This window comes from Fluctibacter corallii (assembly GCF_025751585.1).
GTDB classification, from domain to species: domain Bacteria; phylum Pseudomonadota; class Gammaproteobacteria; order Enterobacterales; family Alteromonadaceae; genus Fluctibacter_A; species Fluctibacter_A corallii.
The window spans coordinates 84,557-97,941 of record NZ_JAOWKX010000003.1 but is presented as its reverse complement, the minus strand read 5'-3'; the positions used below and the strand labels follow the sequence as shown (position 1 = coordinate 97,941).

Annotated in this window: 14 protein-coding genes; 11 read left to right on the top strand and 3 right to left on the bottom strand. The window is 43.3% G+C overall.

Annotated elements, in window-relative coordinates; translation table 11 throughout:
- The first annotated feature begins 108 nt into the window (after positions 1-108).
- The 6 genes from aroK (at position 109) to OE749_RS06655 (ending at position 6,315) form a co-directional block, all read left to right on the top strand.
- On the top strand, positions 109-624 hold the full coding sequence (aroK, locus tag OE749_RS06680; RefSeq protein WP_263711619.1) for a shikimate kinase AroK: 516 nt from the start codon (positions 109-111) through the stop codon (positions 622-624).
- 36 nt (positions 625-660) lie between these two features.
- On the top strand, positions 661-1,737 hold the full coding sequence (gene aroB / locus OE749_RS06675; RefSeq protein ID WP_263711618.1) for a 3-dehydroquinate synthase: 1,077 nt from the start codon (positions 661-663) through the stop codon (positions 1,735-1,737).
- Positions 1,738-1,763: 26 nt separating this feature from the next.
- Positions 1,764-3,515 (top strand): SPOR domain-containing protein, encoded by a 1,752-nt coding sequence (locus OE749_RS06670; RefSeq protein WP_263711617.1) that lies wholly within the window; start codon positions 1,764-1,766, stop codon positions 3,513-3,515.
- A gap of 235 nt (positions 3,516-3,750) precedes the next feature.
- Entirely contained in the window at positions 3,751-4,470 is a 720-nt protein-coding gene (locus OE749_RS06665) for a hypothetical protein (RefSeq protein WP_263711615.1), read from the top strand.
- Positions 4,471-4,505: 35 nt separating this feature from the next.
- Complete coding sequence (locus OE749_RS06660; protein WP_263711614.1) at positions 4,506-5,258, top strand: zinc-dependent metalloprotease family protein; 753 nt, start codon at positions 4,506-4,508, stop codon at positions 5,256-5,258.
- 208 nt (positions 5,259-5,466) lie between these two features.
- Positions 5,467-6,315 carry a Dam family site-specific DNA-(adenine-N6)-methyltransferase gene (locus tag OE749_RS06655; RefSeq protein WP_263711613.1) on the top strand — a complete coding sequence of 283 codons (849 nt, stop codon included), beginning with the start codon at positions 5,467-5,469 and terminating at the stop codon, positions 6,313-6,315.
- 80 nt (positions 6,316-6,395) lie between these two features.
- On the opposite strand, the gene OE749_RS06650 is transcribed toward OE749_RS06655, so the two are convergent.
- From OE749_RS06650 to OE749_RS06640, 3 genes are all read right to left on the bottom strand, one after another.
- The gene (locus OE749_RS06650; RefSeq protein WP_263711611.1) at positions 6,396-6,578 is read right to left on the bottom strand and encodes a DUF2970 domain-containing protein; all 183 of its coding nucleotides are present in this window, start codon (positions 6,576-6,578) and stop codon (positions 6,396-6,398) included.
- 32 nt (positions 6,579-6,610) lie between these two features.
- Positions 6,611-6,907 carry a hypothetical protein gene (locus tag OE749_RS06645; protein ID WP_263711610.1) on the bottom strand — a complete coding sequence of 99 codons (297 nt, stop codon included), beginning with the start codon at positions 6,905-6,907 and terminating at the stop codon, positions 6,611-6,613.
- A gap of 240 nt (positions 6,908-7,147) precedes the next feature.
- Positions 7,148-7,777: a TorF family putative porin gene (locus OE749_RS06640; protein ID WP_263711608.1), complete on the bottom strand. Its 630-nt coding sequence runs from the start codon at positions 7,775-7,777 to the stop codon at positions 7,148-7,150.
- Between the two features lie 507 nt (positions 7,778-8,284).
- Between OE749_RS06640 and rpe the strand changes: the two genes are divergently transcribed.
- The 5 genes from rpe (at position 8,285) to OE749_RS06615 (ending at position 13,363) form a co-directional block, all read left to right on the top strand.
- Positions 8,285-8,962: a ribulose-phosphate 3-epimerase gene (gene rpe / locus OE749_RS06635; protein WP_263711607.1), complete on the top strand. Its 678-nt coding sequence runs from the start codon at positions 8,285-8,287 to the stop codon at positions 8,960-8,962.
- 36 nt (positions 8,963-8,998) lie between these two features.
- A complete protein-coding gene (trpS, locus tag OE749_RS06630; RefSeq protein ID WP_263711605.1) occupies positions 8,999-10,006 on the top strand; it encodes a tryptophan--tRNA ligase in 1,008 nt (335 codons plus the stop codon).
- A gap of 15 nt (positions 10,007-10,021) precedes the next feature.
- Complete coding sequence (locus tag OE749_RS06625) at positions 10,022-10,597, top strand: anthranilate synthase component II (protein WP_263711604.1); 576 nt, start codon at positions 10,022-10,024, stop codon at positions 10,595-10,597.
- Positions 10,598-10,694: 97 nt separating this feature from the next.
- Complete coding sequence (locus OE749_RS06620) at positions 10,695-11,852, top strand: HDOD domain-containing protein (protein ID WP_263711603.1); 1,158 nt, start codon at positions 10,695-10,697, stop codon at positions 11,850-11,852.
- Positions 11,853-12,157: 305 nt separating this feature from the next.
- Complete coding sequence (locus OE749_RS06615; protein WP_263711602.1) at positions 12,158-13,363, top strand: aspartate aminotransferase family protein; 1,206 nt, start codon at positions 12,158-12,160, stop codon at positions 13,361-13,363.
- Positions 13,364-13,385 lie beyond the last annotated feature (22 nt).

Genomic DNA, 13,385 nt, shown 5'->3' with positions numbered 1-13,385 from the left:
CGCGTCGATTAACTGAGATAATCCCGCTCTCGAAATTTCGACGAGGTCTGGCATTTGTGAGAAATGGGTGGCTCACCCTAAATTAAAAAAGTTGTGAATTAAGCAAAAATGGCTGAAAAACGTAATATTTTCCTTGTTGGCCCAATGGGTGCCGGCAAAAGTACAATCGGTAGACATCTAGCCGACGAACTTCACCTAGAATTTTATGATTCTGATCAAGAAATCGAACGCCGTACTGGTGCAGATATTTCTTGGATTTTTGATCTTGAGGGTGAAGACGGTTTCCGCAAACGCGAAGAAGATGTCATTCATGAATTGACCGATAAACAAGGTATCGTGCTTGCTACTGGTGGCGGTTCAGTGATCAATAAAGCTGTTCGTAATCGACTATCTGCAAGAGGTATCGTGGTTTATCTACAAACAACCATCGACAAACAAGTGGCTCGTACGCAGCGTGATAAACGTCGCCCGCTTCTTCAGAACGATGATCCTGAAGCGGTATTGAGAGAACTTGCAGACACCCGCAATCCTTTGTACGAAGAGGTTGCAGATTATGTTATTGACACCGACGAGCAAAGCGCTCGGGCGGTTGCAAACCAAATAATCAGTAAAATCGGACTTTAATCCGACCCCCAAAATTAGTGTGGAGAGACTTCGCTCATGTCAACAGTTAACGTAGAGTTGGGTGAGCGTAGCTATCCCATCACTATTGGTTCTAGCCTCTTATCTAATCCCGGTCATGTCGGCGGTGCTATTACCACTTCAAAAGTGGTTGTGGTGACTAACGACACCATCGCGCCTCTTTATATCAAACCACTATTAGATGCGCTTGTGTCTTTTGACACACAAGTTATTACTATCAATGATGGGGAAGCATTTAAAACTCTTGCCACTTTCGATTTGGTCATCAGCCAGTTGCTTGACATGCACGCAGGAAGAGACACTACGTTGATAGCCTTAGGCGGCGGTGTGGTAGGTGATTTATGCGGGTTTGTAGCAGCCTGTTACCAACGCGGCATTCCTTTTATTCAAGTCCCCACTACCTTGTTGTCGCAAGTAGATTCTTCGGTAGGTGGAAAAACAGCCGTTAATCATCCGAAAGGTAAAAATATGATTGGCGCGTTTTATCAGCCTAACGCGGTTTTCATTGATATCGATACGCTATCAACCTTACCGGCAAGAGAGTTCTCTGCAGGTATGGCGGAGGTGATTAAATACGGCATCATTTACGACAAAGATTTTTTCGAGTGGCTTGAAGCAAACCATCAAGCACTTCGTCAATTGTCTCCCGAAGCACTACAGTACGCAATAACGCGTTGCTGCGAGATTAAAGCCGAGATTGTAGCCAAAGACGAGAGGGAATCTGGCATTCGCGCTCTACTAAATTTAGGCCATACTTTCGGACACGCAATAGAGACAGAAATGGGCTATGGCACGTGGCTACATGGTGAGGCAGTGGCAACAGGTATGCTTCTTGCTTCGCTGATTGCGGAATCTAAAGGTTGGCTTACTGCGTCAGAAGTTTGTCGCGTAAAAGCATTGCTTGAAACATTTTCATTGCCCGTTACCGTACCCAAAAATATGTCATTGCACACCTTTATGCAGCATATGCAACATGATAAAAAGGTACAGGCAGGAAAAATACGTTTCATTATTCCAAATAGCTTGGGCTCGGCAGTTGTAACAGATGAAGTTGATGAATCGGAAATCAATAAAGCAATTGGTGAATGTCGCTAACATAACGAGTAATCGCGTGGCTGACAATGTCAGAATTACAATCAAGGCTTGAACATTTAGTTACCTATTCCTCACAATTAATTTTTGTGAGCGGTGACTCTGTAGGTGAGCAACAACAATCGCTTCAAGCCTTTATATCTCGTCAATCAGACAATGCTGAAATTGCCTTCATCAACGCAGAAGCGAGGATGAGCCAGGCAGATTACCGACAACAAATTGCGACTCAATTGCTCGGCCCTAATCGCGCCAGAACATCTCGTCCACTTTTTGAGCTGCTATCCTCCATCGAACAACAGCAGGGTCCCGTGCTCATTATTGTATGTCAGGCGGAATTTTTGCCTCGGCCAGTATTGCAAGAGTTGTGGGAACTGGTATTGCAAAGTCGCATGGCCAACAAACAAAAACATTTAAATGTACTTTTGTTTGGAGATTCACAGTGGACAGATGAAGCCAAAGCGTGGTTACCCGCAAACAACAAAAATAAGCCTCTATTACTTAGCTCTGAATCAGTAGTGAAGCAAGCTCCTGCTTCGGAGTTAGAGGCTGTGATTGCAGAAAAGCGCAAGGCATTTGAAGCGCGTATAGAAGCAAGGAAAGCTCAGGCAAATGACGCAGTCACCTCAGGTAACCCACTGAAACGTATATGGGTGATTGTTCTCTTCTCATTTCTTTTTATTGGCCTATTTGGCGGTGGCTTGGCAATGCTATACAAGGACGCTCTAATCGCGTTCTACCACCAAACATTGCAGGCAGATGACACGGTGCACGACGAAGAAGGTACATCAACACATTTGGAAGCGGATGCAGCCGAATTAGTAGCAGATTCAACGGGTAGTGCGGCGGCCAGTGCGACGGCTAGTGCGGCAGCTAGTGCGACGGCCAGTGCGGCGGCCAGTGCAACGGCCAGTGCGGCGGCTGGTACAGCGATCAATAGTGGCGCTTTAAAACCTGAATCGACAGTACCTGTCGTCGCTTCTTTTGCGGCGTTATCAACGGTTCAGCCTGATTCAACAAAAGAGATGACCCAATCACCTACTGTAGACATGCCGACCTTATCTCAATCTCAACAGGGTGAAAGGTTAAACGACCAAGCATTAGAAAAGGTAAGCTCTAAAGAAACGCCCCGTTTAGCCGCAGAATATCAAGAAAATCAGGGGCTTGTCAGAAGTTGGGAAGAGGCGGTTGCACATATAAAGTTGCCTGACACACCGATTTCAGTAGAAAACATAACAAAAGCCGGTTCCGATTCCCAAGGTAGCAACAATATTACCGCGTCTTCGACCCCGACTGCGTCCGCGACAGCGACTACATCACCTTCCTCAACTCAGGATAAAATTGCCTCTCCAGCTCTACCAGATGTAAGCAACGACACGATTAACCAACAAGTCGATGATTATCCTGTTGAGGATGTGGTATCAATTGAACAACTAGGCGACGAGGTTCCATCGACTCTGCTTTCGCCACAAAATCGTGCTAATGCATTGCCACAATTAAAAAATTCTGATTTGAAATTGATGCCAGAATTAAAAAGCAGCTCATTTATTGTTCAAATATCTGGCATTAGTAATGAACAATTATTGCACGAATATTTAATTGACAATGATTTAATTGATAAGGTTTGGATCTACCCAACACAACGAAATGGGAACTTATGGTTTCTTGTGTTACTTAATCAGGAATTCTCTTCAATTATCGAGGCTAGAGAAGCAATAAAATCTCTGCCAGCCACGATGACACAAAGCCCACCTTTTGCGAAAAAAGTCTCTCAGCTTCAATAACCAAACCCAATATTTATTCAGCTTTACAGAATATTTTCCCACTGAACTATAAACTTGACCATTTAGTCAATTCCTTATTGGAATAAGATAGTTGTAAAGAAAATATTAACCATAGGTAATATTTATTCGCCTATCCCACAAAAATAGGTTAAATTGCATTTCCCTCTGAATAATAAACGATCAGAAGTAAAGCATTTAAGATAAGCATTGAGCAAGTAAACGTAGTGGGAAGTAAATGAATAAGACGTACCTAATTTTAATAATTATTACTTTTTTCGCAGGTGTAATAGCATGGTCATTTTTGCAAGACGATACCGCTAAAACTGCGCAACAGCCTGAGCACAAAACACACAATCACCAAAAGCAAGAACTACGTTATATACCCGGTCCGAACCCTGAAGACCCGCTCTCTACAGGAGTGGACATGTTTAAAGAAGATTCACCTTCTGAAAAGGTCGAAGAAATCGCATCGGTAACTGAAAAAGACTCTATTGTCTGGCAGGAATCCGATGAAGCAGAGCGCGTTCTGAAGGAGCTCGGCGTCACCACTAAAGACCTCAAAAATGAAGCCTATGTGGAAATTGACCGAGCAGAGCTGGTTGCGTTGGAAGCAGGAGACTTTATTGATCTCTATATCCCTCAAATTGGCGGCAGCTACACTGGCGAAGTAGATGCTGTACGCGTTCGACCAAACGGTAACCGTACTGTAGAAGCGGCAATTCCTGGCGCAGGGCGTCTATACAGCGCGGTGATAACCATAACAGACAACGCAATATATGCCACTTTAGGCACGCAGTCTGACACATATTCTATGGAGGGCGTAGGCAACTATGCATGGATTGCCTCCAGAAGTGATCTCGAATCAAACCACGTCGAAATCATCCCTGGCACTGATAACAATAACTCACACAGTGCTGAAGCAGAGCCCATCTTTTTGGAACCTGCTGACAACTAATCCCCCAAAATGAAGTAAAAACAGGAGAAAATAAAATGAAAAAAGTGTTAAAACTAAGCACACTTGCATTGACAACAGCTATTGCATTCTCAGCTACAGCAGCCGATACAGTGATTGATGTAATGATTCTTTACTCTGACAACGCAGCAAGCGCTACGTCTGATATTCAGGGCAAAATCGATCACTATATCGACCACTCAAACCGCATTTATGCGAACAACTACGCAGAATTGCAACTACGAGAAGTAGGTACACAATCTTCTTCTTACACCAGCAGTTCAGTGGTTCCATCTGAAGGCTATTTAGAAGCAGTAAAAAACTCTAGTGGTATCAACTCTCGTCGAGGTACTTATAAAGCAGACATGGTGGTATTCTTAGGTACTGCTGACAGAATGCCTGACGGCACGGTTTGTGGTATTGGCTATGTAGGGCAAGGTAACAACGGTACCATGTACAGCTCTTCTAAAGAATTGATGTACAGCATCACAGCCGTAGACTGCGCATCAACGACATTTGTTCATGAGCTAGGCCATAATATGGGCCTTGGTCACTCTCAAAAGCAAGGCTCTACAGGTGGCGTATATACTGACGGTATTGGTCACGGCGTAAACAACGTATTCTCGACTATCATGGCTTACCCACAAGCATTTGGTAGTGCTACACGCCTAGACTACTTCTCAGATCCAGATTGGAATGCGTGTTCTGGCTACCCATGTGGTGTTCAAGGCGTATCTAACTCTTATAAAACGGTAATGGCCGTAAAAGACAAGATCGCATCTTTCTACTAATAATAATATAAATTCCGGGGGATAAGGCGTCCAAATGGACGCCTTTCTTATTGGTAGAACAGAGACGCTTTTCTCAATTAAAGCCTGAACCATAAATGCTTCATTCAGGACAAATTACGCCACAATATCGCTTTTTCGCTTGGTAATATGCTGAGTCAGCGTTACAATTTCACGCTTTGGTCGGTATTGAGAAGCTTTTGTCGCCTTCATGAGAAAGAACAAAAATAAACATCGCGCCTTTTTAAAATGGGCTGGCGGCAAATATAGCTTGATTGAGCAAATCAAAGCACACCTACCTGAAGGGAATAAACTTCTTGAGCCTTTTGTGGGTGCTGGATCAGTGTTTTTGAATACTGACTACCCCAAATACGTTCTAAACGATATAAATGCTGATCTTATCAATTTATATACCGTTTTACGCGACGCGCCCGACACATACATAAATGATGCTCAGGCTTATTTCAACGCAATGAATAATGCGCCTGAAGCCTACTATGCGCTTCGCAAAGAGTTTAATCAGACGGTAGATATCTATCACCGTTCTTTGTTGTTTCTATATTTGAATCGTCATGGCTACAATGGGCTATGTCGCTATAACTTGTCTGGCGAATTTAACGTTCCCTTTGGTCGTTATAAAGCACCCTATTTCCCTAAGGCTGAGCTTTATCATTTCGCGGAGAAAGCGCAACGGGCAGTGTTTACGTGTGAAAACTACAAGAGCACGTTTGCGCGCGCACGAGCAAACAATGTCATTTACTGCGATCCGCCTTATGCCCCTATCAGCAAAACCGCCAATTTCACCCAATATGCGGGGAATCTGTTTGGTCTAAACGATCAAAGGGAGCTAGCCGAACACGCTTTATCTACAGCAAAGAAAAGAGGCATTACCGTGTTGGTCAGTAACCATGATACGCCTGATACGAGGGAGTTTTACCACGGTGCTGAAATATCTGAATTGCAAGTAACCCGAAGCATCAGCCAAAAAGGACACACCAGAAAAAAGGTAAGCGAGCTATTCGCCCTTTATCGAGGTCATAACGCACATTCTCGATTTTAAACTGCTTACTATCTCAGTTAGCGGTGGTGCATTTGTCTGCGGTATACAAAGGCGAAACAAGCCAAAATAGACAATAAAATCTAAGCGACGAGCCAGTTTACCAATAATGCTAAACCAATCACAAATATCGCAACAAACAGTACGCCAACGACAACATAAGGCACTACAGAAGTATCTTTAAAATCACGTTCGTAATTCGATTGGCTTTGAACCCCAAAGGCGCTAGCAGCGACACTTTTTAATACTCGACCCAAATTAGACATAGTAACGCCTTATTGCGTGTATTAAGAAACGCCTACCCTCTTTTAGATGCGTCTTCTACGCCACGAGTAAGCAGCTCAAGCAAGTCTAGGTAGTGGAAGCCAGATTGGGTAGTAGACCCAGAAATCCAAGAGACCCAACTTACGGAGTGCTCAGTTTGCAGAGCACACACATTATGCGGGTGGCTAATAGGGAGTGATTTATCAAACTCAACGGGATTGTGTGCCGTACAAAACGGATATGTTTGTGACGTCGGAACCATTGCATAAATTCCCGCCACAAGAAATGCGCTAAAGCATGTTGTTACCAATCCTTTTGATACCCTGTTCATTTAACAATCCACCACGTTGAACACATGGTTGATTATACAGCTGGACGAAAAATCAACAAGTACAGATTAACGTAATTTTTGTGGCATTAATCTACAATCTGTACCTAGTTTTGCAAAAATTTTGTGCAGAAATCTTCTATTCAATTTTAGATCAGTACGCTAAAACACCTAGCATGTAGGGCGCTACTAGTTTCAAATAATCAGCAAGAGAGCAGGCACTCTCTTGCTAAGATACACACTTTAGAGATCAAAGGTTTTACTAATCGACAAAAACATCGACTCATCATCGTCTAAGTCGCTGCCGCTAAATAGCACTCCTATACCCACATCAAATCCACCGACTTCAGTAGCATAACCAAGTTCAAAGTACTCGCCGTCGGTTTCATCCCCCCAACTTCCCACCGTAGCAGAAAACCCTTCATGCTCGAGCGTCAACGCAAGAAAGGTATAATCGGTTTCAGTAATACCTAAATCCGCGTCATCTTCTTGTTTACCCACAGAGTATTCAAGGCTAAACATGCCAAATCCCGCGTAAAGGTTCACTTCATTGTAGGCAGAATCAAAATCCCCAGTATATTGATAAGTAGTGGCACCTATTCCTAGAGAAAGTCCATTCTCTAGCTCAAAACCATAGCCCCCATAGACATCCACTTCTAATCCATCCTTTACATCAGCCGCCCACGTACCTAAGTAAAATCCCTGATTTTCTAGGTCTAGTCCAGCGCTTGCCGAGCCACTTGAGGTTTGTTCAATGCCACGAAAGTGGTACTGTGAAACGTAGCCAATGTTTGCACTCAGTTCAGCCATAACCGAGCCTGAGCATGCAATAAACGAAAGGCCGATTAAGCCAAGTTTTACCGATTTTTTCATATGACTCTCCCTAGAATCGCTTTGTTATTATGTGCAATATGCGTTGTTATTATTGTGTTCCAATGGCTAGATCGACTTGCCGTATTGTTCGAATAATACGCAAAACAGATGCCGATATTTACCAAAGCGGTAAAACCATAAAAAAATTAATCTAACAAATTGTTTTTTATCACTATTTTAATTTCAAAAGTGTGTTTACTTTTATCGCTTGGACAGAATTGGTGCAGCATGAACGCACTAAATTGGAGCAGCCTCACCGTTTTGGTGAGGAATGCACGAATTATCTAGCTTAACGTTGTTGTTCATCAGATAAATGAACGAGACTTACCGCTACATTCGTTTGTTAAGCTGTCGGCTTGGCGCGACTGACTCGCATTTTACTCGGAAAACCAACATCGCTTTCACATACCAATTATGCCCAACTTTGTTACAATAGCCGGATTGCGTTTCGTTAAGACTTGATCTTTGCTAGGACGCGCAAAGCATTCGCCAACAAAGAGGATGACCATGCAACCTTATTTAATCGCACCATCAATTCTATCTGCTGACTTCGCCCGCCTTGGAGAAGAAGTTGAAAATGTGCTGAGTGCTGGCGCAGATGTCATACATTTTGACGTAATGGATAACCATTACGTACCTAATCTGACCTTTGGCCCGATGATTTGTGAGTCATTACGTAAATATGGCATTAAAGCAGATATTGATGTGCATTTAATGGTAAAGCCCGTTGACGATCTCATTCAGCGCTTTGCAGACGCAGGGGCTAGCTATATCAGTTTTCACCCAGAAGCGTCAGAACATATCGACAGAAGTATTCAGCTTATCAAGCAAAATGGATGTAAAGCAGGCTTGGTTCTTAATCCAGCTACGCCCCTTCATTATCTAGACTACACCCTAGATAATTTAGACTATGTGCTACTCATGTCAGTGAATCCTGGTTTTGGCGGACAGTCATTCATTCCAGCCACGCTGGATAAAATTCGTCAAACTAAACAAAAAATCTTAGAATCAGGCCGCGATATCCGAATAGAAATTGACGGTGGCGTAAAAGTCGATAATATTCGCGCCATTGCCGAAGCTGGCGCAGACATGTTTGTAGCAGGCTCAGCGATTTTTGGACAACAAAACTATCGTGATGTCATCACGCAAATGCGCAACGAACTTGCAGCGTCGCAGAAAATTTAATTCTCAATACATAAGCATTATTGGACACACATAATTATGACTAAACCCATTGTATTAAGTGGCTGTCAGCCATCAGGACAACTCACCATTGGTAACTACATGGGAGCACTTCGCCAATGGGTTAACATGCAAGATGACCACGACTGTTTATATATGCTGGTTGATCTTCATGCCATTACCGTAAGACAAGATCCTAAAGCGCTTTATGAAGCTTGTTTAGATGGTTTAGCACTCTATATTGCGTGCGGTATTGATCCTGAGAAAAGTACCCTATTTGTACAATCTCACGTCCCAGAGCACGCTCAATTAGCATGGATACTCAATTGCTACGCCCAAATGGGTGAGCTAAACCGCATGACGCAATTCAAAGATAAGTCTGCGAAAAATGTCTCGAATATCAATGTTGGCTTATTCGCATACCCCACATTGATGGCGGCAGATATCTTGTTGTATCAGGCGAACCAAGTACCTGTGGGCGACGACCAGAAACAGCACCTTGAGCTAACCCGTGATATTGCCACTCGAATGAACAATATTTATGGCAACGACCTGTTCACCATCCCCGATCCTTTTATTCCCGAGTTTGGTGCCCGTATCATGAGCCTTCAAGATCCCACCAAGAAGATGTCAAAATCTGACGATAACCCAAATAATTTTGTGGGCTTATTAGAAGAGCCGAAAAAAGTCGCTAAGAAAATCAAACGCGCCGTTACCGACTCTGATGAGCAAGCGCGCATATACTTTGATCGTGAGGAAAAACCGGGCGTCTCTAATTTACTAACGCTTCTTTCATGCGCAACGGGGCGTAGCATTGACGAGTTGGTTCCAGAATATGAAGACAAAATGTACGGTCATTTAAAAACAGATGTTGCTGACGCGGTTGTTAGCTTTCTAGAGCCAATGCAGGAAAAATATCGTGCTATTCGCGATGACAAAGCGTACTTAGACAGCGTAATGCGAGCAGGAGCGGAAAAGGCAAGCGCAAAAGCGAGCGTCACATTATCCAATGTTTATAAGGCTGTTGGTTTTATTCCAAAACCGTAACGATATGTTATCAACATGCTGTTATTGATTGATAACTTTGATTCTTTTACCCACAACTTGGCCCGCTACTTTATTGAGCTGGGCCAAGATGTATGTGTAAAAAGAAACACCCTTACCTGCCAAGACATTGAAGGGCTTGATCCAGATTACTTAGTATTTTCTCCTGGCCCATGCACACCTGATGAAGCGGGAGTGACCTTGTCTGCAATTCGGCATTTCGCGGGTAAAATACCGATTTTAGGTGTCTGCTTAGGCTATCAGGCTATTGGGCAGACATTCGGTGCAGACGTCATTCGCGCACAGCGGGTATTACACGGCAAAACGTCTGAGATTCGTCACAACCACTCTCTGTTGTTTAAGGATATTCCCGACCCTTTTACTGCAACGCGTTACCATTCATTAGTTTTAAACGAGAATTCGCTGCCAAAGGAATTTGCAGTCACGGCATGGTGTGAGGAAGACGGTGTAAGAGAAATCATGGCAATTGAACATCAAACCCTGCCCGTTATGGGCGTACAATTTCATCCAGAGTCATTGCTCACCTCACATGGCTATGAAGTACTGAATAACTTTCTTAAGGTCACGCGGTAATAAGTCATACCTCTTTATCGTGTTATTTTTGTGAGAATTCCTGTTTAATTGCGTTTTTTAAACGATAAATAAACTATAACAATTAACGAGTACCCTAATGCCTTTAACGCAGCCTCTCTCACACATTATTCAGCACCGGGCTGATACGCTCACTATCAGTTTGTCTGAGGCGCAAACCTTAATACTTAGCAATGAACAACAAGATGACGTTGCTAGTGTATCCCAATCAGATAACCGACAACTTCTTCGCGTTGAAAAACAGGCCGTACGCGACAAAGAATTGAATAAGCGATCTGAACAAACATTTGTAAACAGCATACGCGATATGGTTGAAGAAGCGATTTCTCAACGCATTGCCGAGGCCCTTGGCGATCAGGAACATATTTTCACCAAGATACTAAATTACGACGCAAATTTGTCTCCTTTACTTGATGCATTGTCTGTAAGAGCCAGCTCTATCTCTAAAATTGAACCTCTCGCAGCCAGTATGCCTTGGCTATACGATGACATGATGCGGATGGTTAATATGCCTAAATACCGACGCACTGATGCCAAGGGCAAGGCGATTACGGTTGACACATTGCGGGTTGCCCTAGGCTTTTTCGGTATCGAAAACTTGAAAATGGTCGTACCTTCGCTCGCATTTAGGCGCTGGATACCTCAAATTACCGATCCCTATCCTGAAATAAAAAGTCGCATTTGGGAGTTTGCATTAGGCACAGCTATTTCCAGTAAAAAAATTGCCGAGCATAATAAGGTGGATGGTGGTCATGCGTTTACATTGGGACTGTTTCACAACATCGGACACATCGTATTAATGCGTTTGTACTTCAGAATCTTTGACCAAGTTCAGCAAGAAGCCTTAATCGAAGCCCACAACGATAAAAAACGCGAAGAACATGCCGCGTTATCGAAAATTCAGCCTTCGTGTGCGTTTTTAGTTTCATTAATTGAAAAATATGGTAATCCATTAACCCTTGCTTTGATTCGAAGAATGGGCTTTGAACGTGTATTTATTGCCAATGCTATGGAAGAGTTTGCGAAGAAGATATCGTTTAAAGACATGTCTCCACTTGCGCAAACGCTCACCCAAGCTCGCGCTTACACAAATTACCGCGTGTTAAAAAATCATCGTCTGATTTCAATGGATGAAGCCAAAAGTTACTTGCGCCACTTCAGATTTCCAGACGGCTCTTTGGCAGCCCTAAAGTCGATTGATTTGAAGCATCTGAATCTAAAAATGGAGGAAAGTTGAGCACTTTTCGCTTCACTTCACTCAAATTAACAACTTTTCTACAACTTTTTTTCACATAAACATGCATACATTATGCGCAAATAAGATGATTTTTATTCGCGCATAAACCCTGACTTAATCCACGTATTTACTCAGTTTACTGGATTTTTCACATTAAACATACTTATTCACTTTAACTGCAAATTTACTTGAACCCCTTGAAATTAAAGGCTTCACGCGTCTCAAATAGAAGACATTCGCAATGAATTCTGGGATAATCTTTCTCCTTAAATGTACAAATTTTGACTGATTTTGAGGTAGCAACTATGCAAGTTACTCGCGAAATGTTTAATGATGTAATGGTTCCCAATTACAATCCTGCGGCTTTTATTCCTGTGAAGGGCCAAGGCTCTCGCGTTTGGGATCAAAAAGGTGATGAATACATCGACCTAGCTGGCGGTATTGCAGTAAACGCACTTGGCCATTGCCATCCTGAACTGGTTGCTGCGCTTAAAGAGCAAGGCGAGAAACTGTGGCACCTAAGTAATGTATTTACAAACGAGCCAGCTATTCGTTTAGCGAAAAAACTAACAGATGCCACCTTTGCTGATCGTGTTTATTTCGCCAACTCAGGCGCAGAATCTAACGAAGCGGCACTAAAACTTGCCCGTCGCTATGCTCTTGATCATTTTGGTGAGAACAAAGACCAAATTATTTCGTTCAAGCAAGGTTTCCACGGTCGCACATTCTTTACAGTTACTGTTGGTGGTCAAACTGCATACTCAGACGGTTTCGGCCCTAAGCCAGGCGCGGTTGATCACGCTGAATACAATGACTTAGAAGGCCTAAAAGCGATCATGTCTGACAGAACATGTGCAGTCATGATGGAGCCACTACAGGGTGAAGGCGGTATTATCAGCCCAACACCTGAGTTCGTTAAAGGTGTTCGCGAGCTTTGCGATCAATACAACGCACTCCTTATTTTCGACGAAGTACAGTCAGGTATTGGCCGTACAGGTGAGCTATATGCTTATATGGGTTTAGGTGTTGCTCCTGACATTTTGTCTACAGCAAAAGCGTTAGGCGGCGGTTTCCCTATTGGTGCAATGCTGACTACAGCGAAAATTGCTGAAAGCCTGAAACCGGGCACTCACGGCAGTACTTACGGCGGTAACCCGCTAGCCTGTGCTGTAGCAGAACGTTGTTTCGACATCGTTAACACAAAAGAAGTGTTAGACGGCGTAAAACATAAAGAACAACTATTCCGTGACGGCCTTGCAGCTATTAACGAAAAGTACAATGTATTTGAAGAGGTTCGCGGTAAAGGTTTGCTTTTAGGCGCAGCCCTTAAAGAAGAGTACAAAGGCCGCGCGCGCGACTTCCTAGTTGCGGCAACTGAACAAAAATTGATGTGTCTAGTCGCGGGCGCTAACGTTGTACGCTTCGCACCTTCTCTTGTGGTTACCGATGAAGACATCAAAGAAGGTTTAGCACGTTTTGAGCGTGCAGTAGAGAAAGTCGTAAACGGTTAATCGCCACTAAATAACGAGAGTA

Coding starts and splice junctions, on each gene's coding strand:
- aroK (WP_263711619.1), top strand. CDS start 109: ATGGCTGAAAAACGTAATATTTTCCTTGTTGGCCCAATGGGTGCCGGC.
- aroB (WP_263711618.1), top strand. CDS start 661: ATGTCAACAGTTAACGTAGAGTTGGGTGAGCGTAGCTATCCCATCACT.
- OE749_RS06670 (WP_263711617.1), top strand. CDS start 1,764: ATGTCAGAATTACAATCAAGGCTTGAACATTTAGTTACCTATTCCTCA.
- OE749_RS06665 (WP_263711615.1), top strand. CDS start 3,751: ATGAATAAGACGTACCTAATTTTAATAATTATTACTTTTTTCGCAGGT.
- OE749_RS06660 (WP_263711614.1), top strand. CDS start 4,506: ATGAAAAAAGTGTTAAAACTAAGCACACTTGCATTGACAACAGCTATT.
- OE749_RS06655 (WP_263711613.1), top strand. CDS start 5,467: ATGAGAAAGAACAAAAATAAACATCGCGCCTTTTTAAAATGGGCTGGC.
- OE749_RS06650 (WP_263711611.1), bottom strand. CDS start 6,578: ATGTCTAATTTGGGTCGAGTATTAAAAAGTGTCGCTGCTAGCGCCTTT.
- OE749_RS06645 (WP_263711610.1), bottom strand. CDS start 6,907: ATGAACAGGGTATCAAAAGGATTGGTAACAACATGCTTTAGCGCATTT.
- OE749_RS06640 (WP_263711608.1), bottom strand. CDS start 7,777: ATGAAAAAATCGGTAAAACTTGGCTTAATCGGCCTTTCGTTTATTGCA.
- rpe (WP_263711607.1), top strand. CDS start 8,285: ATGCAACCTTATTTAATCGCACCATCAATTCTATCTGCTGACTTCGCC.
- trpS (WP_263711605.1), top strand. CDS start 8,999: ATGACTAAACCCATTGTATTAAGTGGCTGTCAGCCATCAGGACAACTC.
- OE749_RS06625 (WP_263711604.1), top strand. CDS start 10,022: ATGCTGTTATTGATTGATAACTTTGATTCTTTTACCCACAACTTGGCC.
- OE749_RS06620 (WP_263711603.1), top strand. CDS start 10,695: ATGCCTTTAACGCAGCCTCTCTCACACATTATTCAGCACCGGGCTGAT.
- OE749_RS06615 (WP_263711602.1), top strand. CDS start 12,158: ATGCAAGTTACTCGCGAAATGTTTAATGATGTAATGGTTCCCAATTAC.